This window comes from Nocardia sp. NPDC023733 (assembly GCF_040639775.1).
In the GTDB taxonomy this organism is placed as follows: Bacteria; Actinomycetota; Actinomycetes; order Mycobacteriales; family Mycobacteriaceae; genus Nocardia; species Nocardia rosealba.
The window spans coordinates 1,072,521-1,095,230 of sequence record NZ_JBFAAN010000001.1; the positions used below are offsets into that span (position 1 = coordinate 1,072,521).

The 22,710-nt window shown below is 68.8% G+C and carries 22 protein-coding genes; 13 read left to right on the forward strand and 9 right to left on the reverse strand.

Annotated features, from left to right (window positions below; translation table 11 throughout):
- Positions 1–14: 14 nt before the first annotated feature.
- The 3 genes from bphC to AB0F86_RS04930 are packed head-to-tail and all read right to left on the reverse strand — an operon-like array spanning position 15 to position 3,344.
- The gene (gene bphC, locus AB0F86_RS04920) at positions 15–920 is read right to left on the reverse strand and encodes a biphenyl-2,3-diol 1,2-dioxygenase (RefSeq protein WP_356982074.1); all 906 of its coding nucleotides are present in this window, start codon (positions 918–920) and stop codon (positions 15–17) included.
- Between the two features lie 26 nt (positions 921–946).
- Positions 947–2,125 carry an acyl-CoA dehydrogenase family protein gene (locus AB0F86_RS04925; protein WP_181696352.1) on the reverse strand — a complete coding sequence of 393 codons (1,179 nt, stop codon included), beginning with the start codon at positions 2,123–2,125 and terminating at the stop codon, positions 947–949.
- A 31-nt stretch (positions 2,126–2,156) separates the two neighbouring features.
- Positions 2,157–3,344 carry a Rieske 2Fe-2S domain-containing protein gene (locus AB0F86_RS04930; RefSeq protein ID WP_067492168.1) on the reverse strand — a complete coding sequence of 396 codons (1,188 nt, stop codon included), beginning with the start codon at positions 3,342–3,344 and terminating at the stop codon, positions 2,157–2,159.
- A gap of 187 nt (positions 3,345–3,531) precedes the next feature.
- On the opposite strand from AB0F86_RS04930, the gene AB0F86_RS04935 reads away from it, so the two are divergent.
- From AB0F86_RS04935 to map, 3 genes are all read left to right on the forward strand, one after another.
- Entirely contained in the window at positions 3,532–4,137 is a 606-nt protein-coding gene (locus AB0F86_RS04935) for a hypothetical protein (RefSeq protein ID WP_356982077.1), read from the forward strand.
- 95 nt (positions 4,138–4,232) lie between these two features.
- Complete coding sequence (locus AB0F86_RS04940; protein WP_356982079.1) at positions 4,233–5,042, forward strand: mycofactocin-coupled SDR family oxidoreductase; 810 nt, start codon at positions 4,233–4,235, stop codon at positions 5,040–5,042.
- 60 nt (positions 5,043–5,102) lie between these two features.
- Positions 5,103–5,870, forward strand: coding sequence for a type I methionyl aminopeptidase (map, locus tag AB0F86_RS04945; RefSeq protein ID WP_356982081.1), 768 nt, complete (start codon positions 5,103–5,105; stop codon positions 5,868–5,870).
- A 171-nt stretch (positions 5,871–6,041) separates the two neighbouring features.
- On the opposite strand, the gene AB0F86_RS04950 is transcribed toward map, so the two are convergent.
- Both AB0F86_RS04950 and AB0F86_RS04955 read right to left on the reverse strand, forming a co-directional pair.
- Positions 6,042–6,869, reverse strand: coding sequence for a 2-phosphosulfolactate phosphatase (locus AB0F86_RS04950; RefSeq protein ID WP_356982083.1), 828 nt, complete (start codon positions 6,867–6,869; stop codon positions 6,042–6,044).
- 215 nt (positions 6,870–7,084) lie between these two features.
- On the reverse strand, positions 7,085–7,804 hold the full coding sequence (locus tag AB0F86_RS04955) for a glyoxalase (RefSeq protein WP_356982085.1): 720 nt from the start codon (positions 7,802–7,804) through the stop codon (positions 7,085–7,087).
- Between the two features lie 67 nt (positions 7,805–7,871).
- Between AB0F86_RS04955 and AB0F86_RS04960 the strand changes: the two genes are divergently transcribed.
- Positions 7,872–8,252: a PPOX class F420-dependent oxidoreductase gene (locus AB0F86_RS04960; RefSeq protein ID WP_225282449.1), complete on the forward strand. Its 381-nt coding sequence runs from the start codon at positions 7,872–7,874 to the stop codon at positions 8,250–8,252.
- Between the two features lie 62 nt (positions 8,253–8,314).
- Positions 8,315–9,604 (forward strand): acetyl-CoA C-acyltransferase, encoded by a 1,290-nt coding sequence (locus tag AB0F86_RS04965; RefSeq protein ID WP_181696345.1) that lies wholly within the window; start codon positions 8,315–8,317, stop codon positions 9,602–9,604.
- Positions 9,605–9,975: 371 nt separating this feature from the next.
- Here AB0F86_RS04965 and AB0F86_RS04970 read toward each other — a convergent pair whose 3' ends face one another.
- Positions 9,976–10,683, reverse strand: a complete 708-nt coding sequence (locus AB0F86_RS04970; RefSeq protein ID WP_356982087.1) for a MerR family transcriptional regulator — start codon at positions 10,681–10,683, stop codon at positions 9,976–9,978.
- A gap of 81 nt (positions 10,684–10,764) precedes the next feature.
- Between AB0F86_RS04970 and AB0F86_RS04975 the strand changes: the two genes are divergently transcribed.
- Positions 10,765–11,922, forward strand: coding sequence for an erythromycin esterase family protein (locus tag AB0F86_RS04975; protein WP_356982089.1), 1,158 nt, complete (start codon positions 10,765–10,767; stop codon positions 11,920–11,922).
- Between the two features lie 77 nt (positions 11,923–11,999).
- Here AB0F86_RS04975 and AB0F86_RS04980 read toward each other — a convergent pair whose 3' ends face one another.
- Together AB0F86_RS04980 and AB0F86_RS04985 are read right to left on the reverse strand one after the other, a co-directional pair.
- Positions 12,000–13,379, reverse strand: a complete 1,380-nt coding sequence (locus tag AB0F86_RS04980; RefSeq protein ID WP_356983727.1) for a TldD/PmbA family protein — start codon at positions 13,377–13,379, stop codon at positions 12,000–12,002.
- A gap of 8 nt (positions 13,380–13,387) precedes the next feature.
- Positions 13,388–14,917 carry a TldD/PmbA family protein gene (locus AB0F86_RS04985; protein WP_356982090.1) on the reverse strand — a complete coding sequence of 510 codons (1,530 nt, stop codon included), beginning with the start codon at positions 14,915–14,917 and terminating at the stop codon, positions 13,388–13,390.
- A gap of 133 nt (positions 14,918–15,050) precedes the next feature.
- On the opposite strand from AB0F86_RS04985, the gene AB0F86_RS04990 reads away from it, so the two are divergent.
- Positions 15,051–15,695: a TetR family transcriptional regulator gene (locus AB0F86_RS04990; RefSeq protein ID WP_303745828.1), complete on the forward strand. Its 645-nt coding sequence runs from the start codon at positions 15,051–15,053 to the stop codon at positions 15,693–15,695.
- Here AB0F86_RS04990 and AB0F86_RS04995 read toward each other — a convergent pair.
- Positions 15,692–16,459 (reverse strand): TSUP family transporter, encoded by a 768-nt coding sequence (locus tag AB0F86_RS04995; protein WP_067635509.1) that lies wholly within the window; start codon positions 16,457–16,459, stop codon positions 15,692–15,694. The two genes, AB0F86_RS04990 and AB0F86_RS04995, sit on opposite strands and share 4 nt — an antisense overlap.
- A gap of 56 nt (positions 16,460–16,515) precedes the next feature.
- On the opposite strand from AB0F86_RS04995, the gene AB0F86_RS05000 reads away from it, so the two are divergent.
- From AB0F86_RS05000 to lnt, 6 genes are all read left to right on the forward strand, one after another.
- Entirely contained in the window at positions 16,516–17,682 is a 1,167-nt protein-coding gene (locus AB0F86_RS05000) for a histidine kinase (protein WP_356982092.1), read from the forward strand.
- A gap of 21 nt (positions 17,683–17,703) precedes the next feature.
- Positions 17,704–18,363, forward strand: a complete 660-nt coding sequence (locus AB0F86_RS05005) for a response regulator transcription factor (RefSeq protein WP_356982093.1) — start codon at positions 17,704–17,706, stop codon at positions 18,361–18,363.
- 73 nt (positions 18,364–18,436) lie between these two features.
- The gene (locus AB0F86_RS05010) at positions 18,437–18,928 is read left to right on the forward strand and encodes an FxsA family protein (RefSeq protein WP_356982095.1); all 492 of its coding nucleotides are present in this window, start codon (positions 18,437–18,439) and stop codon (positions 18,926–18,928) included.
- 32 nt (positions 18,929–18,960) lie between these two features.
- Positions 18,961–19,164 (forward strand): hypothetical protein, encoded by a 204-nt coding sequence (locus AB0F86_RS05015; protein WP_067492208.1) that lies wholly within the window; start codon positions 18,961–18,963, stop codon positions 19,162–19,164.
- Positions 19,165–19,194: 30 nt separating this feature from the next.
- Positions 19,195–20,778, forward strand: a complete 1,584-nt coding sequence (locus AB0F86_RS05020) for an amidohydrolase (RefSeq protein ID WP_356982097.1) — start codon at positions 19,195–19,197, stop codon at positions 20,776–20,778.
- Between the two features lie 327 nt (positions 20,779–21,105).
- The gene (lnt, locus tag AB0F86_RS05025; protein WP_356983729.1) at positions 21,106–22,635 is read left to right on the forward strand and encodes an apolipoprotein N-acyltransferase; all 1,530 of its coding nucleotides are present in this window, start codon (positions 21,106–21,108) and stop codon (positions 22,633–22,635) included.
- Positions 22,636–22,710: the final 75 nt, after the last annotated feature.

Genomic DNA, 22,710 nt, shown 5'->3' on the forward strand with positions numbered 1-22,710 from the left:
CGGTGTGTGCCGGGTTACATCGCCGCGAGCGGCTCGCTGCCGGACCAGTCGTGGCCCCAGTAGCTGTCGGCGGTGATCTCCTCGGCGGTGTAGTACCGCTCGTCCACCCGCATGCCTTCGGTACCGAACTCGATGTCCCAGCCGCCGGGCGCGCGGACGTAGAACGACACCATCTTGTCGTTGGTGTGCCTGCCGAGCGTCGAGGACACCGAGAAGCCGTCCTTGCTCACCCGGTCCAGGGCCTGGCCGACCGCGTCGAGGCTGTCTACCTCGACCATGATGTGGATCAGGCCCGGCGCCCCGCCGTGCGGCGCGGGGCACAGTGCCAGGCTGTGATGGCGTTCGTTGACGCCGAGGAACCGGATCCGCACCGGCCCGTACTCCGGCGGCGCGGGGATGCGGAAGGCGCCGCGCGGCAGGAAGCCGAGCACCTCGGTGTAGAACTCGAACGCGCCGCCCAGGCCCATCGTCGGCAGCACCACGTGGCCCAAACCCTGTGCGCCCGTGACGAATTTCGCGCCGAAGGGCGTGACCACGGGGCTGTGGTCGAGCAGCGCGCCGTGGAACACCTCGAGTGTGGCGCCGGTGGGGTCCTCGAAAGTGATGGCCTCCTCGACCCGCCGTGCGTCGGCCTCCTCGACCGACAGCGGCTTCACCGCGATGCCGGCCGCCGTGACCGCCTCCTGCACCCGGACCAGTGCGGCGTGGTCGCGCACCTCCCAGCCGATGGTCACCACCGCGTCCGACTCACCGGGCACCACCACCATCCGGGCGGCGCGCTCGTCCATCCGCAGATACAGCGCGTCCTCGTCGGGGCCGCTGCCCTGGGCGAAACCGAGGACCTCGAAGGCGAACTTGCGCCAGCGGTCCATGTCGGCGGTCTGGATCTTCACATAGCCGAGGCTCTTGATGTCTGTCATTGACGTTGTCCTTCTTCGGTATTCGCTCAGATCATCGAGCGCAGGTTCGGGGCGGGGTCGATGCCGAGCGAACTCAGCGCCGAGGCGTGGTAGACCGTGCTCGGCACGTGGATGGCGTGGTTGAGGCCGGCGTGCGCGTCGCGCCAGAAGCGCTGCAGGGGCTTGTCCATGCGCAGCGCGTTGCCGCCGGATCGGGCGAAGATCTGGTCCACGGCCATCACCGCCCGCCACGCCGCACGCACCTGGGTGCGTCTGCCCGCCGCGCGATCGGCGAAGCCGACCTCCTTCCCGGCATCGACCAGGTCCCACACGCGATCCACGTTGGCCAGCAGCTCCTGGCGCGCGGCATTGATATCGGCCGCCGCCTCGCCGATCGCGAACAACACATACGGGTCGTCCTTGACGGCGGTGCCCTGGGCGCCGACCCGTTCGCGCTGGTAGTCCAGGTGCGCGGCGAGCGCGCCCTCGGCGATGCCGACCACCGCGGCGCTGATGCCGAGCGGGAACATCGTCGACCACGGCATCTTGTAGAGCGTGTCGGTGACGCCGTACTCGCGCTGCGCGGTCCCGTCGATCACGTGATCGCCGTTCATCACCCGGTAGGACGGCACGAAGGCGTCCTTGACGATGATGTCCTTGGACCCAGTGCCCTTGAGCCCCACGACATTCCAGGAGTCCTCGACGATGGTGTAGTCGGCGCGCGGCAGGATCATGTGCAGCATCGTCGGCGGCATCGCCATCTTGCCCTCGGCGTCACCGAGCATGGCGCCCAGGAAGATCCAGTCGCAGTGATCGGTGCCGGAGCTGAACTGCCAGCGGCCGTTGAAGATGTAGCCGCCCTCCACCGGGCGCGCGATGCCGGTCGGCGCGTACGGCGAGGCCATCCAGGTGTCACTGTCGGAGCCCCACACCTCCTCCTGCACCTTCGGATCGGCGAAGGCCAGCTGCCACGGGTGCACGCCGACGATGCCGCAGATCCAGCCGGTGGCCGGGTCGAGCGAGGCTGCGGCCATCACCGTCTCGGCGAACTCGCGCGGATGGGCCTCGAACCCGCCGTACTTCTTGGGCTGCAGCAACCGGATCGGGCCGGCCGCCTTCAGCATCTTCGCGGTCGCGTCGGGCAGCTGACCGAGGCGTTCGGCCTCGGGGCTCTGCTCACGCAGGCGGTCGGCGATCGCCATGATGTTGTCGAGCACGTTGGTCATGGGTGGTGCTTTCTCTGAAGGTGGATGCGGATCAGGCGGTGGTGTCGACGACCCGGCCGCGGGCGATGTTGTCGGCCACCTCGGCCTCCCAGCTGGTGACGGCCCGCTCGGTGTCGATCTCGAATTCGAAGCGCTTGGTCATGTCCTCGGTGACCTCGTCGACATCGACGTAGAACTGCTTGTACCAACGGCGCAGCTGGTAGACCGGCCCGTCCTCCTCCGAGAGGAGCGGGTTGTCGATGGGGGCCTTGTTCTTCCAGATCTCGACGTCCTGCTCGAAGCCGACCTCCACACCGCGCGCGAACTGCGCGGCCATCGCCTCGGCGTCGGCATCGGACATGCCCTGCGGCTTCTTCACCATCGCGCCGTACTGCAGCACGAAGGAGTTCTCGCTGACGGGGTAGTGGCAGTTGATGAGGACCGTCTCGATCGTCATGCCGTTGGCCTCGCTCCACAGCCAATCGATCATGTAGGAGGGGCCGAAATACGAAGCGTCCGAACGCAACGTCGAGTTCGGATCGTCGTAACTGGTGCCGACCTCGATGTCGTGGCGCGGCGTCGAGCGCATGTACTGGGTGGCGACGTGGCCCTCGAAGACGTTCTTGAAATAGCGCGGGAACGCGTAGTGCACGTAGAAGAAGTGCGCCATGTCGACGACGTTGTCGACGATCTCACGACAGTGTGAGCCTTCGATGAGCATCGAGTTCCACGTCCAGTCGGTCCATTCCGGGCTGCCGTAGCCCTCGATCTCGGGAATGGTCACCGCGTCGGTGGGTTTGCTGCCCTGCGGGTCGTGCCAGATGTAGAGCTGGCCGTTGCGTTCCAGCGTCGGCCAGGATCGGGTCTTGGCCAGCGGGGGAACCCGGCGCGCGTACGGGATCGCCGTGCACTTGCCGTTGCCGCCCCAGCGCCAGTCGTGGAACGGGCAGGCGATCGAGTCGCCCTTGATGGTGCCGTGGGCGAGGTTGCCGCCCATGTGCCTGCAGAAACCGTCGAGCACGTGCAGGGCGCCGTCGGTCTCGGACTGGAACACCACCAGGGTGGTGCCGAAAGCCTTGACCTCGTGGGGCACACCGTCGCGGAACGACGAGAGCAGGCCGAGGCAGTGCCAGCCGCGGGCGAAGCGGGTGGGTGCGGCAGCGGCCTCGATCTCCCGGAATTCGGGTGTGGCGGACTGGGTTCGGCCGTTCGGCGGGTTCTCCGGCATCGAAACCTCCATGTTCGGGCGGAGTGGGGATGAGCTGCGCCGATGGTGTGCCCGTCGGGGGTCGGCGGTGATGGGGTCGTCCCGGTCAGTGGACATGTTTTCCCGCCCGCGTCGCGATGTCCCGATCAGCGGGAGAGGAACCGGTCACAACACCGGTGGCCACCTAGCGTGGCGGCCGAGCAGGACGAGAGGAGTGATCGTGAGCGTGCACGCAGGTAGGGCGGTGGCCGTCGATCTGGACACCGAGGACATCCGGTTGTTCGCGGCCCGGGCGCTCTCGCGCGATCCGGCCTACCGGCTCGCCGAACGGCCCGTGGTCCCGCCGACGTTCCTGCCCGCGGGTGGGCGCGTCACCGGTGGCCGGACCGAGACCGACCACCGGTTCTTCGGGCCGCCACCGCGCGCCGGTGATCGGCTGACCGCCGTCCGTGCGATCGACCGGCACGATCCGGACGGCTCCGAATCGCTCGTCCAGTACTTCGACCGCACCGGCGGGCTCGTCGCCGAGTCGTGGGCGTCGGTCACCGAATCCGTTGTCGCCGAGGAGAGCACACCGCACTCGGCCGAACTGCTCGCCACCTACGCCACCGACTGGCTCGGCGCCGAGAACATCCGCCGCTTCCGCACTCGCGTGCTGCGCGCCCTGCCGCCGGGCGACACCGTGACCTGCTCGGGTCACATCACCCAGCACTACATCCAGGACGGTGAGCCGCGCGTCGATGTCACCCTTACCGGTGTCGATGCCGCGGGGGAGATCGTCGTCCGGGCGTGGGCGAGCTTCGCCCACGATCCTGCCGCCGTGTAGGACCCGACGCCGCCGGAAATCCGGTTTCGTACCGCACGGCCCGTTCCGTGGTGGTGAAGTGTTCATGAAGGACGACGAGGTTCGGAGGTAGGAACGTGGCACGACGGTTCGAGGACAAGGTGGTCTTCGTGACGGGCGCGGCGCGCGGACAGGGCAGGGCCGAGGCGGTGCGCTTCGCCGAGGAAGGCGCCGACGTGATCGCCGTCGACGCCTGCGCGGAATTCGGCAGCACCGGATACGCGGGGGCGACGGAAGACGACCTGGCCGAGACGGTGAAGCTCGTCGAGGCCGCCGGTGGCCGGATCGTCGCGAACAAGGTCGATGTGCGCGATTTCGACGCGCTCTCGACTGCGCTGGCCGCCGGTATCGAGCAGCTCGGCAGGCTCGACGTGGTGGTCGCCAACGCGGGCATCTGCTCGGCGGCGCTGTCGTGGGAGATCACGCCCGAACAGTGGCGCGAGACCATCGATGTGAACCTGACCGGTGTGTGGCATACCGCGAAAGCCGCTGTGCCACACCTGATCGCGCAGGGCAGCGGTGGTGCGATGGTGTTCACCAGTTCGGTGGCCGGACTCAAGGGCATGCCGTTCGTCGGCCACTATGTCGCCAGCAAACACGCCATCACCGGCCTGGCCAAGACCATGGCCAACGAGCTCGGCGGGTACGGCATCCGGGTGAACACCGTGCACCCGGCGGGGGTGGCGACCGGGATGCAGATGGGCGAGATGGGTCCGCTGCTCGAGGAGCACGCGAGCACCCTCGGGCCCATCTTCATGAACGCGCTGCCGAGCTACATCTGTCAGCCGGAGGAGATCGCGGCGGCGGTGGCGTGGCTGTGTTCGGACGAGGCGGGTCAGGTGACGGGCGCGCAGATCCCGGTCGACATGGGCAACCTCAACCGCTGAGCTTGGTATTTTTATACCGGCACGGCTAGTGTCGGTATAAAAATACCGAGTGGAGGCGTGATGGTGGAGTTGAAGACTCCCGAGGAGATCGAACGAATGCGGGTGACCGGCCGGTTCGTCGCGGACGTACTGGCCGGCGTGCGCGAACGAGCGCTGGTAGGGGTGAACCTGCTCGAGCTGGAAGCCTATGTGCGCGAACGGATTCGCGAGCGCGGCGCGGTGTCGTGCTACTGGGACTACTCGCCGTCGTTCGGGCGTGGACCGTTCCGCAATACGGTGTGTCTGGCTGTCAACGATGCTGTCCTGCACGGACTTCCGCATGATTACGTACTGCGCGACGGTGATCTGCTCACCGCCGACCTGGCCGTCACCATCGACGGCTGGAGCGCGGACTCGGCGATCTCGTTCACCGTCGGCACCGGCTCGGCCGACGATCAGCGGCTGGTGCGGGCCACCGAGGAGGCGCTGGCCGCCGGGATCGCCGCCGCGCAACCCGGTAACCGGCTGGGCGATATCTCGGCCGCGATCGCGAATGTCGCACGCGGATACGGGTATCCGATCAATACCGAATACGGCGGGCATGGCATCGGGCGGACCATGCACGAAGATCCGCACGTGGCCAACAACGGACGGGCCGGGCGCGGATTCCTGCTGCGGCCGGGGCTCACCATCGCCATCGAACCCTGGTTCGCGGCGGGCACCGACAAGGTCTACACCGACGCCGACGGGTGGACCATCCGCTCGGCCGACGGGTCGCGTTGCGCACACAGTGAGCACACGATTGCCGTCACCGCCGACGGACCGAGCGTGCTGACCTCGCGAATTTGATCTCTCTCTCTCTCTCGAGAGGTATCACCGCCGCCGCCCACGGCGCTCCCGTGACGGGTCCGTCGCTCGACGGCGCCGTCACTTACACCGCGGCTCTGGCCTCGGACCGGTCGGAGGCGACGTCAGTGCCATCCAGGGGTTGCCTCATCGTGTGGTGATCGGCTCGAATCACTAGATTCGGGGCGGTGGGTCGGCGGCAGCGGCTCCCCGCCGACCGGTCGCCGGGGAGGGCGGCTCACGGCTGTGATCGGTGAACGCGCCGTCGGCGAGGACCGGAACGACGGTGTCCGCATTGATCTGCGCCGCGATGTCGACATCGTCTGCGAACCCGCCCGATCGAAGTTCCCGGCCCGACGCACACTCGTCGAGTTCCGTGCCGATGTTCGTCACCGACAGGAAAGCATGTGCGGCGGAGCGGGCTTCGGGCGAGGGTCGACCACAACCTCGGTCGATCAGCGCGGCCGCGAGGGCTCCGGCGCCGAGCAGGTCCTCGACAGCGGGCCGAAGTGTGGCGTCGTCCGGCCACCGTTCACCGGCGGGAACGATCGCGATCGGCTGCTGGGGCGTGCCCCACCGCCGCTCGGTGATCCACGTGGCGACCGCATCGGCATTGCGCAGACAGGCCGCGACGACGGGCGGACCCACCACAGCCGAGGCGATGGTCGAACCGTTGGGGGAAGGCAGGACCAGGCGCTCGGCGAACGGTGCGCGGCGGATCGCCGCCGGAGACAGCGACCACGGATGGGTGGCGTCGACAGCACGTCGTCCGACGGCGAGTTCGGCACCGTGCCGCGCCGCGAACACCTGCGCGGAATCGTCACGCCAGCGATAGGGGTAGACCGCAGTCCCCGCCGAGACGGCAACAGACACCGTCGTACTGAAGGACAACACATCGACCACCACCACGCAGGCCGCACCCGCACCGATCACTGCCGCCCCCGTAGGCCCCCAGTCGAGTCGAATCCCGAACCCATCCTGCCGGGCCCACCTCGGGCTCATCGTTCCGCTCCGATCTCCGCATCGAAACGGATAGTCCGGTCAGTCTTTTCATCTGTTCGGTGACACGAAACCAGTCGGAATCTATGTCGGACAGTCTTCTGTTCACCGCGAGGGAAAGGTCTTGCAGTGGTATTCGGCGCGGCGCCAGGGCGGGGCGACCCTGCGATTCGTAGCGTCACGATTCCACAGGTCGCGGCCACCGCGGCCTGTGGCGGTTACTCGGTCGCTGCGAGCCAGGCGGCCAGCTGGTCCGGTACGGCGGCGTCGGTCGCCAGCGAGGCACGTTCCTCGGGCGTGAGGGTCAGGGTGTTCAGTTCGGATTTCCAGTGGGTGAGGCGGTCGGAATCGCCTGCGGCGACGGCCAGTTCGGCCAGGGCGGCGTAGGCGCGGGCCAGGTCTGTCGCGGAAGCGGTGGCGCCGAAACGGCGTAGACCGGTTTCCAGGGCTCGGGTGGCGGCGCGGTCGTCGTTCTTGAAATCGCGGAAGATGCGGGCATTGTCGAGAACCCTCGGTAGACCCTCGAGATCGCGGGAACCGCCGTATTCGAGGGACTCCGGTTCGTCGCGCTGGATCACCAGCAGCGTATTGCCGACCGGATCGACCAGCGTGAATCGCGACTGCCCCGGCCGGAAACGGGTGATCCGCGGGCAACCCTTCACCGGGATCTTGCCGTACGCGGTGCGCAGTGCGGCGGTGAACTTCGCGTGCCGGTCGGCGACGTCGTCGACCAGTAGCAGCGCCGCAACGTGTTCGAGGGGAAGCTCCACCCCAGCGGGGGCCGGGGAGAAGTGCAACGCGGTCCCATGACCCTCGACCACCCCGTACGCATACGGCCGGGTCTGCTCATGGGTCACCGTCCACCCCAGCGTTCGATAGAACGCCAACGTGGCCCCGAGATCACCACTCCACAACATCGGCACTGCGGCATCGCTCATGAATCCGAGCCTACGAACCTTTCCGGCGCCCCGCCCGTACCAGTTTTCGCACCGCTAGGCTCAGGGGATGACGAACCGCCTGGGCGAGGCCGCGACCGCGAACTATGTTCTGCTCACCACGTTTCGTAAGGACGGCACACCCGTCGGTACCCCGGTGTGGGCCGTGTCGCGCGAGGACAAGCTGTATGTCTGGACGGTGACCGACAGCTGGAAGGTCAAGCGCATCCGCCGCAATGCCGAGGTGACCGTGCAGCCGTGCGATGCGCGCGGTAAGACGCACGGCGCGGTGGTGTCGGGCACCGCGCGCGTGCTCGACGGCGCCGAGACCGAGCAGGTGCGTTCGCTGCTGCGCCGCAAGTACCGGCTCACCGGCCCGCTGGTGATCTTCTTCAGCAACCTGCGGCGGGGCAAGGACGGCACCATCGGCCTCGAGATCACGCCCGCCTGACCGAAACGGTACCCAGTACCGCTGGTATCGGATACCGTGGGGGTTCAGACGAAAGGACCCCCATGGCCGAGAACCGCCGCCGCGCCGTCGTGATCGCGGGTGCCCGCACCCCGTTCGTCCGCGCGTTCACCGACCTGACCCGGCTCGACAGTATCGCCCTGGCCGGTGCGGCGGTGCGCGGTCTGCTCGCGCGCACCGGCATCGCGCCCGCCGAGATCCAGTCCATCGTGTGGGGCGGGGTGATCCTGCCGAGCCACGCGCCGAATATCGCGCGCGAGGTGGCCCTGGATCTGAACCTGGATTTCGGGTGCGAGGGATACACCGTGACGCGGGCGTGCGCGTCGGGTCTGCAGGCTGTCACCTCGGCGGCCGCGGCGATCGAACGCGGCGAATACGACATCATGATCGCGGGCGGCAGCGACTCGACCAGCAACGCCGAGATCAAGCTGCCGCAGAAGGTGGTGCACGCGGTCGCGCCGGTCGCCCTTGGGAAACCGTCGGCCAAGGACTACCTCGACGTGGTGCGTCAGCTCGCGCCGTTCACCGACATCCTGCCGCGTCAGCCGAAGATCTCCGAGCGGACCACCGGTGAGGTGATGGGTGAGTCCGCCGAGAAGATGGCAAGGATCAACGGCATCTCCCGCGCCGACCAGGACGCTTTCGCCGCCCGCTCCCACCAGCGCGCCGCCGCCGCTATCGCCTCGGGCCGATTCGATGACGAGGTCGTGCCGATCGAGACGCCGTCCGGCAAACGGATCGAGACCGACGGTCTGGTTCGTGCGAATACGAGCGTGGAGAAGCTTGCCGCGCTGAAGCCGGTGTTCGCCGAGAACGGCACCGTCACCGCAGGTAACGCGAGCCCGCTCACCGATGGTGCGTCGGCGGTGTTGTTGATGAGCGAGGAGAAGGCTCGGGCGCTGGGCCTCACGCCACTGGCCGCATTCCGGTCGTGGAGTTATGTGAGCGTCGACCCAGCGGACCAGGTGCTCATCGGACCGGCGATCTCGATGCCGCGTGCGCTCGACAAGGCGGGTATGTCCCTGGGCGATATCGACCTCGTCGATATCCATGAAGCCTTCGCAGCGCAGACCCTTTCGGTGCTTCGTATGTTGGAGAGTACGGAGTGGGCCAAGAACCGGCTCGACCGCGATGAAGCGGTGGGGTCCGTCGATATCGACACCTTGAACGTGCACGGCGGCTCCATCTCGCTCGGGCATCCGTTCGGCGCCACCGGTGCCCGAATGGTGACGACTATGGCCAATGAGCTGGCTCGGAGCGGGAAAGAGACCGCGCTGTTGGGCATTTGCGCGGCAGGTGGGATCGGGGCCTCGGCGGTGCTCGAGAGGGTGTGAGGCGGGGACCACTCGAGTCCGCCATGACACACTCCCAACCCCGCACGACCCGACCTCGAGGAGGGTCCGCCGCGAAGCGGCGCAGCGGCCCGGCCGCGCGAACAGCGCTCGAAGCGCATGCGCGAAGCGCGAGTCTCGAGCGCTGTTCGCGTGGCCCCTCAGGGGCCGCGCTCGAGCGCGCCAGCGCTCCAAAAATACAGCCCAATACCTCCGTGGTGCACAAACACCGAGGGCGTTCCACACCACCAGGAATCCGCTAGGTGGCACCACTCGAGCCGTCCAGTCGGGCCGAACCTGCAGTACGTGAAAGCCCCGACCGGTACCCAAGACCACCAGTCCATCAGTCACGAACATCGTTCCAAGACAATCACTTACACGCCGAGCACACCCACATACCCACGAAACACACCCCCCGCATCAAGCATCGCAAGCCCCTGCTCGGACAGCTTGCCCTCCCATCCGCTCAAAGCAGCAATCAGACCCTCGGTACTCCCTGCCCCACGGATCTGCGCAATGACGACCGCGATGTGCTCGAGCCGGTAACCACCGCGACGGAGAATCGCCGCCAGATGAGCGTCACGACGGTCGGTGGACGTGTACATCCGGTAGCCGGTGGCGGAATCGCGGACAGGCAAGAGGATGCCTGCCGCTTCCCAAGCTCGGAGCGTGGCAGGGGTGAGCCGCAGATGCCCGGCGAGTTCACCGATGGTGTACGCAGCCTCGGAATCCACTGTGGAGAAGGATGATTCGCTCGTGAGGTGGTCGACCGCGCGGCGGACAGAGGCGAGAGTTTCGCGGTCCTCGAGTAGACGAGCGTGAGCACGGTCGATCTCGGTGAGAGCCGTGTCGAGGCGGTCGTCGTGCAGCGCACGCATGATGCGACTCGCGGTGGCATGGCCGAAGGCGGAGACCAAGGTGAGGTAGGTGCGCAGAGCGGCCGCGTGGAGCTCTGTGTAGACGCGGTAACCGGCAGGGGTGCGGTCGGCGGGTGGGAGACACCCCTCCTGTTCGTAGTTGCGCACCGCCTGGGTGGAGATGCCGTGCTCCTGGGCTAGATCCGACGGACGCAGATTCCTCACAGTTTGAGACTTTACTCGGCTGGATATCGAAGAAAGCCAGGCCAGGTTTACATCGTTTCTTCAGCGATACGATGTACTCACATGAGTCGGAGAATCTGGAACATCATCCCGTCCACCTGCGAGCTCCTCGCATTCGGCGAACCCACGCACAAGGAACCGGGCTTCGCGGCCGTACGCAACGAATTGTTCGGAGAACTGGTAGACGGAGGTTTCCGGTCCATCGCCCTGGAAACGGACCGGGCTGCCGCCCTCACCGTGGACGACTATGTGCGCCACGGCGTCGGCACCCTCGACGAGGTGATGAGGACCGGGTTCACGCATGGTTTCGGCGCCTTCGACGCCAACCGGGAAATGGTGGTCCGGCTACACGCCCACAACGCCGAACTGCCGCCCGAGGACCGCGTGAGCATCCACGGTTTCGACGGCGCGATGGAAACCATGTACGCACCGAGTCCGCGCCCCTACCTCGAATATGCCTGCGACTACCTGCAACTCGATCTCGGCATCCGCGAGGTGGCCGGTGCGGACGACCGGTGGAATTGCACCGAGGCGATCATGGACCCGGCCGTCTCGGTGGGCGTGGGCACCGATGCCGCGCGCCTGCGCGTCATCGCCGACGACCTGCTCGTCCGCCTCCATGCCAAGGCACCGGAACGAATCGCCGCCACCTCGCTCGACGAATGGCACAGGGCCGTAGTCCATCTCATCACCGGACTCGGGCTGCTGCGCTACCACGCACGAGCCGCCGACCCTCTTCCCGACGACGAACGTTGGTCGGCGCTGTCCGCCACCCGCGACGCCCTGATGGCCGAGAACCTCCTCGACATCCGCACCGTCGAGAGTTCACGCGGCCCGACCCTGGTGTGCGCCCACAACCTGCACCTGCGCCGCACCTCGAGCATCATGCGAATGGGCCCGATGAATCTCACCTGGTCGGGCGCGGGCGCGATCGTCGCGGCACTGATGGGGCAGCGCTACCAGGCGATCCTCGGCAGCCTCGGGCGCAGCGCCGGCCTGGAACTCGGCGAACCCGACCCGGGCACGTACGAGGGCATTCTGCAGAAGGCAACACCCACTTGGGGGTTGGTGGCCGCCGATACCCTCGGCACTGCCGACATCCGGACGGATACGAAACCCGAACAGGGCTACTTCCCCTTGGATCCCGACACCATCGAGGGTGCGGACGTGATCCTGCACCTGGCGGAGGGAAGCGCCACCAGTCTCGCCGACTGGGGCTAGAGCCCACTGCCGGGTCGCGCGGTCGCGTAGGCGAACCCTGGGCCGGCGGTGCGGGCATGCACCGCCGGCCCTTCGGCTCAGGTCGCCTGGCTGACCGACGACATGTGGAAGTCCGGAATCCGCAACGGGGGCATAGCCGTTCGACTGAACCAGTCCTTCCATTCGCGAGGAAGAGTGATCTCGGTCGCGCCTGCTTCCGAGACCCGCCGCAACAGGTCGAGGGGGCTCTCGTTGAAGCGGAAGTTGTTCACCGCGCCGGTGACTTTTCCGTCTTCGACGAGGTACACACCGTCGCGGGTGAGGCCGGTGAGCAGCAGGGTTGCCGGATCGACCTCGCGGATGTACCACAGGCAGGTGAGCAGCAGGCCGCGTTCGGTGCGGGCGATCATGTCGTCCAGGGTGGCGTCGCCGCCGCCGGTGAGCAGCAGGTTCTCACCGGGAACCGTTGCGGTGGTGCCGAATTCGGCGGCGGTGGCGCGCGGGTAGATCAGCGATTCGATGGCGCCGCCGGAGATCCAGTCGACACGCCGCGCGGACAGACCGTTGTCGAACACCGACAGCGACTCCGACGAGGAGGGTGTCGCCACGAACGGCCGGTACTCCAGGCCGCTCGCCTTCGGGTCGGAATACAGGGTGAGCGGGAGGTCGGTGAGTCGCTCACCGACACGCGTGCCGCCCGCACGGGCGAAGGCGTTGTGCCCTTCCTGGGCGCCGCGTCCCTCCATGCTCCACGCCATGTAGATCATCAGATCCGCGACCGCCGAGGGCGGCAACAAGGTTTCGTAGCGGCCCGCGGGCAGGTCGACCCGGCGGGCGGCCCAGTCGAGGCGCCGCGAGAGCTCCGACAGCAGCCCGGGTGTGTCCACATCAACGAAATCGGGTGTGCCGACGCCGACCCAGGCGCTGGCGAGATCGCTGCCCTTCCCGCGCTTTCCATTGATCTCGACCGACCCCGTGGGCTGGGTGAACCGGCGGCGGATGCCCGTGGAGGTGCCGAGCCAGGTGGTGTGCACCTGGTGGTGGGCGAAACCGTAGAGCCGGTCGGTGCCGTCGAACCCGGCCGACAGATCGCGCGCCAGCCCGGCGAACACCTCGATCCCGGTGCTACCGGGCGCCTGCTCCCAGGTGGCCGAATCGTCCTCGGTCGGCTCGAGCAGCGGCATGGCGTCCTGGGCCGGTTCGGCCGTGCGCGCGGCCTCCTCACCGGCCCGCACGACGGCCGTGATGTCGGCCGGATCGACACTGGTCGACGAGATCGAGCCCACCCGAGCCGAATTCGGTCCGTCGCGGAAGATCGAGATCACCGCCCACGATCGCGACACCGACGAACCGTTGGTGGTCATCGAATTGCCGGCCCACCGCAGGGACGCCTCGTGCGCGTCGGTGACGAGCACGATCGCCTCGTCGGCCGTCGACGCGGCAAGTGCTTGCTCGACCACAGCCCCCGCCGGAAACACACTCGCGCTCACTGGCCGCCCTCCGTCCGGGTGTTGAGAATATTGACCCCGCGCACCAGCACCGACGGGCAACCGTGACTCACCGCCGCCACCTGACCCGGTTGAGCCTTACCGCAATTGAACGCCCCACCCAGCTGCCACGTGCTCGGCCCGCCGACCGCCTCCATCGACCCCCAGAAATCGGTTGTCGTGGCCTGGTAGGCGACATCACGCACCTGTCCGGCCAGCTCCCCGTTGCGGATCCGGAAGAACCGCTGTCCGGTGAACTGGAAGTTGTAGCGCTGCATATCGATCGACCAGGATTTGTCGCCTACGACGTAGAGACCGTCCTCGACCCGCGAGATCAGCTCGGCAGTGCTCGTGTCGCTGTCGGGATCCGGTTGCAGCGACACATTCGCCATCCGCTGGATCGGTACATGGTGCGGCGAATCGGCGTAGGAGCAGCCGTTGGAGCGGTCCAGGCCGAGGCGCGGGGCGAAGACACGGTCGAGTTGATAGCCGACGAGGACACCGTCGCGCACCAGATCCCACCGCTGGCCCGCCACACCCTCGTCGTCGTAACCGACGGTGGCCAGCCCGTTCACCTGCGTGCGGTCACCGGTGACATGCATGATCGGTGTGCCGTACCGCAAGGTGCCCAGCTTGTCGGGAGTGGCGAACGAGGTACCCGCATAAGCGGATTCGTAGCCGATCGCCCGGTCGTACTCGGTGGCGTGCCCGATGGATTCGTGAATGGTGAGCCACAGGTTGGTCGGGTCGATCACCAGATCGGTCGGACCGGGCACGACCGACGGCGCCTTCACCTTCTCGGCCAGCCAGCCGGGGATCCGCGCGAGTTCGTCTGCCCAGTCCCAGGTTCCGTCGGCGCCGGTGACGTACTCCCACCCGCGACCCGCCGGCGCGGCGAGGGTACGCATGGTCTCGAACACCCCGGCCGCGGCGTCGACGGTCACCGCTTCCAGTTCCGGATGCAACCGCACCCGCTGCTGGGTGATCGACGATCCCGCGGTGTCGGCATAGAAAGTCTGTTCCTTGACCTGCAACACCGAGGCGGTGACATGGTCGACACCGTCGGCCGAGGACAACCGCCCCGAATAGTCCTGCAGCAGCGCCACTTTGTCGGCCGTCGGCACCGCGAACGGATCGAGATCGTAGGCCGACACCCAGGACACGTCGTCGTAGACCGGTTCGTCGGCCAGCTCCACCCGCTCCCGGTTCAGCGAACGCAGAGCTCGCGCGACGGTCACCGCGCGACGCGCCACCTCGGTGGCGGTGTCGGGGGTGAGGGCGGCGTGGGACGCGAAACCCCAGGTGCCATCGACGATCACACGCACCGCCAACCCGAGTTCGGTGGCATCGGTGACCGCCTCGACCCGGCCGTCGCGCAACCGGATCGACTGGGTCACCAACCGCTGCACCCGTAGATCGGCATGTTCGGCTCCCGCCGCGCGGGCCGCCGACAACGCGGCCTCGGCCAGCGCGGCGAGCCCGAGCGCGCGGAACTCTTCGTCCACCTCGTGTGAAGTCGTGGTACTCACCGCGACTACGCTAGCGGCTCCCACCGACACGTGCCCAGGCCTGCGTGAAAACCGGGCCGTGGCAGCGACAACCGTGACGCGCGGGCCCCGATCCTCCCGCCGGAGAACCCGCGGATGCCGTAGGGTGCCCGCCGTGCCGCCATCTGCCCTCCGCGATCGAAAAAGGGAACGAACCCGTCGTGCGATTCTGCTGGCCGCCGTCGAATTGTTCGAGGCAGCAGGCTATGAGGAGACCACCGTCGCCGAAATCGCGGCCGCGGCCGAGGTCGGCACCCGGACCTTCTTCAACTACTTCGCCAGCAAGGAAGAACTGCTCTTCCCCGAACCCGACGACCGCGTGCGCGCGGCGGTCGCGGCCATCGCCACCCGCAGGCCGGGGGAGCGACCCGTCGAGGTGTTGCTGCGTGCCCTGCGCGCCGCGGGCGACAACCCCGGCGAACACCTCGTCGACGACCTGGGCGCCCGCATCGCCGCCCTGCGCGCCCGCGTCTCGCGCACCGTTCCGTCGGTGAGCGGTCGCGCCGCGCATGCCCAGCTCGTCGCCCAGCGCGAGATCGCCAGGCAACTGCACCTGGCGTTTCCCCACGAACTCGACGAGGTCGGCGCCGCCGCCCTGGTCGGCGCCGTGGTCGGCGCGGTCTCGGGCGCGTTGACGGTGCTGTTCCAGCAACCGCAGCACAGCATCGACGACGGTGAACGCCTGCACCGCAAGATCCACGAAACCACTTCGCGGGTGCTGCAACCGTGGCTGGCCGCCCAGCCCGACGCGGTGCGCTAGGCGAACTGCTGCCAGCCCAGCCGCACCACCATCACCACGACGACAACCAGCAGCACCACCCGGACGAAGCCCGCGCCCTTGGCCAGCGCCATCCGCGAACCCACAACGGCACCGGCGATATTCGCCACCGCCATGCCCGCGCCGAGCCCCCACAGCACGTGCCCGGTGGCGCCGAGATACAGCAGCGCGCCAACGTTCGACCCACAATTGATGACCTTCGCCATCGCCGCGGCGCGCACGAACTCGGTGCCGAGCAGGGTGGCGAAGGTGATGATGAGGAAGGTTCCGGTGCCGGGGCCGAGCAAACCGTCGTAGAGGCCGATCAGGCCCGAGGCGAGCGCGACGACCAGGATCACCTTGCGTCGCGTCGGCGGGTGCGTCGCCATCGTCAACCCGACCTTCGGGCGCAATGTCACGAAGATCGCCACGCCGACGAGCACGACCATCACCATCGGGATGAACAGTTCGCGGTCGATGAGCGACACGGCCGCCGCACCGCACGCGGCGGTGATCGCGGCGATCACCCCACCGGGCACCAGCACCTTCCACTGCATCGGCACCTTGCGCGCGAAGGTCAGTACCGCCGTGGCTGTTCCCGCCAGCGCGGCCATCTTGTTCGTGCCGAGCGCCGTCTGCGGTGCGATGCCGGGGGCGACCAGCAACAGGGTGGGCAGGATGATCAGCCCGCCGCCGCCGACCACCGCGTCGACCCAGCCCGCCGCCGCCGCGGCCACCAGTAGCACCGTCCAGTCTCCGAGTTGCACGCGTCAAGGCAATCAAGATCACGGCCGGAAAGCCAGCGGGCGCCTAGGCTTGGCCGGTGCGCCGGTTCAGTCTGTGGCTCCGCGGCCGACCCATCGTCGCCGACTCCCTCCTCGCGGCGATGCTGCTGTGCTTCGACGTCCTCGGCGTGGGCGAGGCCAGGAACAAGGTCGTCTACCTCGCGCTGTCCGTGCTGTTGCCGTTGCCGGTGGTGCTGCGCCGTCTGTACCCGCGAGCGATGGCCGCGGTGTTGCTCGTGCTGTCGCTGCTGTGCACGTTCACCGCCTACCTGCTGAACGAGAGCACCGCACCGCATGTGGCGCTGATCGGGCTCGGGGTGATGCTCTACACGCTGGTGGCCTACGTCGGACGCCGTGACGGGCTGATCTACGTGGGCTTCCTCGCCCTCGATCTGAGTCTGTCGGTGCTGCTGTTGCGGGAGCCCAAGGGCGGCGACCTGATCCTCGTCGGCGCCATCTACGCGCTGTGCTGGACGCTGGCGGAGTTCAACGGCGCCCGGCACGCCTACGACGCCGAGGTCACCGCGCGGCTCGCCGTCGCCGACTACGACAAGGAACGCCGCGCCCACGAGGCCGTCGCCGCCGAACGCACCCGCATCGCCCGCGAACTCCACGACGTGGTCGCGCACGCGGTGAGCGTCATCATCGTGCAGGCCGACGGCGCGAAATACGCCCTGCGCACCGACCCGGACGCGGCCGAACGCGCGCTGTCGACGATCGCGGGTACCGGCCGCGACGCCCTGCGCGAACTGCGCCGCACCGTCGCCCTGTTGCGCACCGAGCACGCACCCGAACTGCTGCCCCAGCACGGCAGCGCGGGCATCGCGCAACTGGCGCAGATGATGCGTGAGGCCGGCCTGGCCGTCGACCTCGAGCTCACCGGTGAACTCGACGACATCGCTCCCGAGGTGAGCCTCGGCGTGCACCGCATCGTGCAGGAGTCGCTCACCAACACCCTCCGGCACGCCGGTGCGAGCGCCAAGGCCGTGGTGCGGGTGCAGCGCGGCGCCGAGGAGATCCTGGTCGAGATCACCGACAGCGGCGGAGTTCCCGTGCAGGAGAGCTCGATTCACGGTGGCGGTATGGGCCTGGTCGGCATGCGCGAACGCGTCGCGGTGCTCGGCGGCACCCTGCACGCGGGCAAGCTGCCCGACGGGCGCTGGCAGGTGAGCGCCCGCCTCCCGCTACGCGCCGAAACCGATTGAACGGGCCGTTAGGGTGAGGGAATGCCGATCAGTGTGCTCGTGGTGGACGATCAGGAACTCATGCGGATGGGCCTGAAAATGGTCCTCGGCGCCCACCCCGACATCGAGGTCGTCGGCGAAGCGGCCAACGGCGAGGAAGCCGTCCGCCGTGCCGGGGACTTGCGCCCCGACGTCGTGCTGATGGATGTGCGCATGCCGGTGGTCGACGGTGTCACCGCCACCGGCCGCATCGTCGCCGCCGGTGACGGCGTGCGCGTGCTCGTGATGACCACCTTCGACCTCGACGAACACGCCCTCGGCGCGCTGCGCGCGGGGGCGAGCGGCTTCCTGCTCAAAGACACCCCGCCGGAAGACCTCGTCTCGGCGATCCGCAGTGTCGCCGCCGGTGACGCTGTGGTGTCACCCAAAGTGACCAAACGACTGCTCGACCGCCTCGTCGCCGACGACCCGGCCGGGCTGCGCGACCCGTCGGTGCTCGACGTGCTCACCGTCCGCGAACGCGAGGTGCTCGAGCAGATCGCCGCCGGACAGAGCAACGCCGAGATCGCCGCCGCACTGTTCCTGTCCGAAGCCACCGTGAAGACACACGTGGGCCGGGTGCTCACCAAACTGGGGCTGCGCGACCGGGTGCAGGCGGTGGTGCTGGCGTACGAGACCGGGCTGGTGCGGCCCGGAGGGTGAGTGATCGGCCACGGGCCGGGAGAAAAAGCGCGTGCTCGTGCGTTGAACGGGTAGATCGTCCGAAAGGATCACCATGACCGCCCTGCTGTTCGTGCTCTACCTCGTCGTCGAGATCGCCGCCCTCGTCGGCCTCGCCCAGGTGATCGGGGTCGGGTGGGCACTGCTGGTGCTCGTCGCGGTCTCCGGTGTGGGACTGGCCCTGCTCGCCAAGCAGGGGCGGCGGGTGTTCGACCGGTTCCGCCGGGCCTCGCGCGGTGAGGTGAGCGCGGAGAGCGCGGTCGCCGACGGGCTGCTCGTCGCGACCGGATCGGTCCTGCTGTTCGTGCCGGGTCTGATCACCGGGGTGCTCGGCCTGCTGGCCCTGTTCCCGCCCACCCGCGCGCTGCTGCGCCCGGTCCTCGAGAAGCTCGGCACCCGGCGCTTCGGCCCGCTGCCCTCCTTCGCGCCTTCGCCCTACCGTGGCGTGGTCGTCGACGCCGGGGGTGACGTGGTCGACGGCGACGTCGTCGGCCAGTGGTACGACGACGGTCACACCCGCGGCCCCCGCGCGCTGGGTTCCGCCTGACCGACCCGCGCCGACGGTCTACAGTGACCCGCATGGCCACCGAGCAGATCACCGTCACGGTGAGCGAGGAACTGGCCGACGCGGTACGCCGAGCGAGTACCGCTGCCGGACAGTCGATGTCGGACTTCACCACCGCCGCGTGGCGGTTGGAACTGATCGCCGCCCGAGCGGGCGGACACACACCGGCGGGACTCGGCGACGCCGACGTGTGCGCCGTGCTGTCCCTGCCGACCTGACGATCCGCCGATACGGCAGACTGGGGCACCGTGAGTACCCAGTTGCTGATCGGCGGTCGTTTCTACAGTTCCAGTTCCCCGGACGCGACCGCGATGGCGGTCACCGACGGCACCGTGGTGTGGCTCGGCGCCGAGGCGCCCGGGCGTGCCATGCACCCCGACGCGGAGATCATCGACCTCGACGGCGCGTTCGTCGCGCCCGCGTTCGTCGACCCGCACGTCCACGTCACCGCCCTGGGACTGCGGCTCACCGGGCTGGATCTGCGCGGCGCTCGCTCGCTGGCCGACCTCCTCGACGCGGTCCGTGCCCACGCGGTACGCCAGCCGGACGGGGTGATCATCGGGGACGGCTGGGACGACACCACCTGGCCAGAGCAGCGGCCGCCGACGGTCGCCGAACTCGACGAGGCCGCCGGGCCGGGCAGGCCGGTCTACCTCGCGCGCATCGACGCGCACTCGGCCGTCGCGTCGTCGGCGCTGCTCGATGCCGCCGGTGAGTCCGGCGACCGTGGCGAACCGCTGCGCGCCGTCGCCCACCACCGGGTACGTGCCGTCGCCCTGGCCGGACTGTCTCGCGCCCAACGGGATTCGGCCCGCACCGCCGCCCTCGACAGCGCCGCCGCGCACGGCATCGTGGCCGTGCACGAATGCGCCGGACCCGACATCTCGAGCCGCGACGACGTGCGTGAACTGCTCGCCTTCGACCACGGCGTGCAGGTGCGCGCCTACTGGGGCCAGGCCGTGCGCGGCGCGGACGAGGCGCGCGCGCTGCTCGGCGAACTCGGCGTGCACGGACTCGGCGGCGACCTGTTCGTCGACGGGTCGCTCGGCTCACACACCGCGCTGCTGCGCGAACCGTACGCCGACGCCGCCGGCTGCGGGAAGAACTTCCTCGACGCCGATGCCGTCACCGACCACCTGCGCGCCTGCACCGAAGCCGGGATCCAGGCCGGGTTCCACGCCATCGGCGACGCGGCCATGGACCTGGTGGTCGACGGATTCGCCCGGGTCTCGAGCGAACTCGGCGGTCCCGCCGTCGCCGCGCGCGGGCACCGGGTCGAGCACGCCGAGATGACCGACGCCGCCGCGATCGAACAGCTGGCCCGGCTCGGGGTGATCCTGTCGGTGCAACCGGGCTTCGACGCCGCCTGGGGTGGAACCGACGGCATGTACGCCACCCGCCTCGGCGCCGAGCGGGCCGCCGGGCTCAATCCGTTCGCCGCGATGGCGGCCGCCGGGATCTCACTGGCCATCGGCTCCGACGCCCCCGTGACGACCCTGAATCCCTGGGTGCAGATCCGTGCCGCAGTGCACCACCGCACCTCCGGGCACGGACTCTCGCCGCGCGCCGCCTTCGCCGCCGCCACCCGTGGCGCCTGGCGCGCGGGCGGTGTCCGCGACGGGATGGCGGGCACCCTCGTCCCCGGCGCACCGGCCTCCTACGCGGTCTGGGAGGCGGGCGACCTCGTCGTCGCCGCGGCCGCCGACACCGTCCAGCGCTGGTCGACCGATCCGCGCTCGCGCGTCCCCGGCCTGCCCGCCCTCGACCCGGACGCGCCCCTCCCGACCTGTCTGCGCACCGTGCACAACGGCACGACCATCTACGCGGCCTGAGCCGACCAGCCACGAATCACGGAGCGCGACACCATGATCGACCCCGCCACCGGCGACCGGCCCCTACCCACCGAGCCATCGGGACCGGCCGAGGGACCTGCGTATCCCGGCGACAAGGAGCACGAAAGTCCTTCCGTGCCGGAAGCGGGCACTGTCGACGTCCGCTCCACTGAGCCGGGAAGGTCGACGCACCGGCCCGCATCCGAAACGAGCGATACTCACGGACCCGACGGCACGTCGCCGTCGGAGCGGAGCGCGGGGCGGGAAGGCGATGCCGGTTCCGATCGAGCGGTGGGGACGGCGACGGCTGGGGCCGTGTTCGGGCGGATGGCCCTGGCGGTGCTCGGTGGGGTGCTGCTGTTCGCCAGTTTTCCGCCGCGGCCGCTGTGGTTTCTCGCGCCGTTCGCCGTCGCGCTGCTGACGCTCGCCGTCCACGGAACGAGCAGGGTGCGGGCCGCGTTCGGGTACGGGATGCTCGGCGGGCTGGCGTTCTTCCTGCCGTTGCTGCCGTGGACCGGGATCTACGTGGGCCCCGTGCCGTGGCTGGCGTTGTCGACGGCGTGCGCGGTGTTCTTCGGGCTCTGGGGCGTGCTCGCGCGGTGGCTCGGCGGACTCCGCGGATGGCCCGTGTGGCTGGCGCTGGCGTGGACGGCGACCGAATGGGCGCGCTCGAATGTTCCCTTCGGTGGATTCCCGTGGGGGAGAATAGCTTTCGGGCAGGCCGACGGGTGGTACCTGCCCCTTGCGGCCTACGGTGGCGCCCCGCTGATCGGCTTCGCGGTGGCCCTCACCGGCACCGCGCTCGCCGCCCTCGTGCTGCGGGTGCGCGCCGGACAGCGCACTGTCGACAAGGGCATCGCGCTGACCGGTCTCGCCGTGATCGTCGCGCCGCTGGCCGGGCTCGCGCTGCGCCCCACCCTGCCCGCCCCCGACGACGGTCTGCGCACGATCACGGTCGCCGCCATCCAGGGCAGCGTGCCCCGGCTCGGCCTCGACTTCAACGCTCAGCGCCGCGCCGTCCTCGACAACCATGTCCGCCGCACCGAGGAGCTTGCCGACAGCGTCGCACGCGGCCTGGAGCGCAAACCCGACATCGTGATCTGGCCCGAGAACTCCTCCGATATCGACCCGCTGCGCAATGCCGACGCGGCCGCGGCTATCACCCGCGCCTCCGAGCGCATCGGCGCCCCGATCCTCGTCGGCGCGGTCCTGGTGAACGGAGACCGGACCACCACCAACTCGGTGATCGTCTGGAACGGTGCCGCCGGACCGGGGGAGCGCCACGACAAGAAAATCATCCAGCCGTTCGGCGAATACCTGCCGATGCGAAGTTTCTTCCGTTTGTTCTCTTCCTATGCCGATCGCGCGGGCTATTTCGTACCCGGCCACGGCGACGGCACCGTCACTGCCGCGAATGTCCGAATCGGCGTCGCCACCTGTTATGAGGTCGCCTTCGACCGGGCATTCCGGGAATCCCTTGCCGCGGGCGCGCAATTGCTGACTGTCCCGACCAACAACGCCACCTTCGGCGAGAGTGAAATGACGTATCAGCAATTGGCGATGTCGCGGGTGCGCGCGGTCGAACACGGGCGGGCGCTCGTGGTCGCGGCAACCACCGGGGTCAGTGGAATCATCACCGCCGACGGCACTCTCACGCAGCACTCCGACCAAGTCGTCCCCGCGGCGCTGGTCGCCCAGCTACCATTGCGCGACACGGCGACGATCGCGACCAGGACCGGTGCGGCGCCCGAACTGGCGTCCGTTATCCTGACCGCGATCGGCGCGGGACTGCTCTTGGCCCGCCGCCGCCGAGCTAACCAGACGCAGGTTATGCGCGGCTCAGGAAATTCTGAATAAGCGGTTTGTTTTAACCCGGGGGAAGCGGCATCGAGTTGCTGCTACAGGGGTGTAATTCGTTGAGCGCGAAATAAA

Coding starts and splice junctions, on each gene's coding strand:
- bphC (WP_356982074.1), bottom strand. CDS start 920: ATGACAGACATCAAGAGCCTCGGCTATGTGAAGATCCAGACCGCCGAC.
- AB0F86_RS04925 (WP_181696352.1), bottom strand. CDS start 2,125: ATGACCAACGTGCTCGACAACATCATGGCGATCGCCGACCGCCTGCGT.
- AB0F86_RS04930 (WP_067492168.1), bottom strand. CDS start 3,344: ATGGAGGTTTCGATGCCGGAGAACCCGCCGAACGGCCGAACCCAGTCC.
- map (WP_356982081.1), top strand. CDS start 5,103: ATGGTGGAGTTGAAGACTCCCGAGGAGATCGAACGAATGCGGGTGACC.
- AB0F86_RS04950 (WP_356982083.1), bottom strand. CDS start 6,869: ATGAGCCCGAGGTGGGCCCGGCAGGATGGGTTCGGGATTCGACTCGAC.
- AB0F86_RS04955 (WP_356982085.1), bottom strand. CDS start 7,804: ATGAGCGATGCCGCAGTGCCGATGTTGTGGAGTGGTGATCTCGGGGCC.
- AB0F86_RS04960 (WP_225282449.1), top strand. CDS start 7,872: ATGACGAACCGCCTGGGCGAGGCCGCGACCGCGAACTATGTTCTGCTC.
- AB0F86_RS04965 (WP_181696345.1), top strand. CDS start 8,315: ATGGCCGAGAACCGCCGCCGCGCCGTCGTGATCGCGGGTGCCCGCACC.
- AB0F86_RS04975 (WP_356982089.1), top strand. CDS start 10,765: ATGAGTCGGAGAATCTGGAACATCATCCCGTCCACCTGCGAGCTCCTC.
- AB0F86_RS05005 (WP_356982093.1), top strand. CDS start 17,704: ATGCCGATCAGTGTGCTCGTGGTGGACGATCAGGAACTCATGCGGATG.
- AB0F86_RS05010 (WP_356982095.1), top strand. CDS start 18,437: ATGACCGCCCTGCTGTTCGTGCTCTACCTCGTCGTCGAGATCGCCGCC.
- AB0F86_RS05015 (WP_067492208.1), top strand. CDS start 18,961: ATGGCCACCGAGCAGATCACCGTCACGGTGAGCGAGGAACTGGCCGAC.
- lnt (WP_356983729.1), top strand. CDS start 21,106: ATGGCCCTGGCGGTGCTCGGTGGGGTGCTGCTGTTCGCCAGTTTTCCG.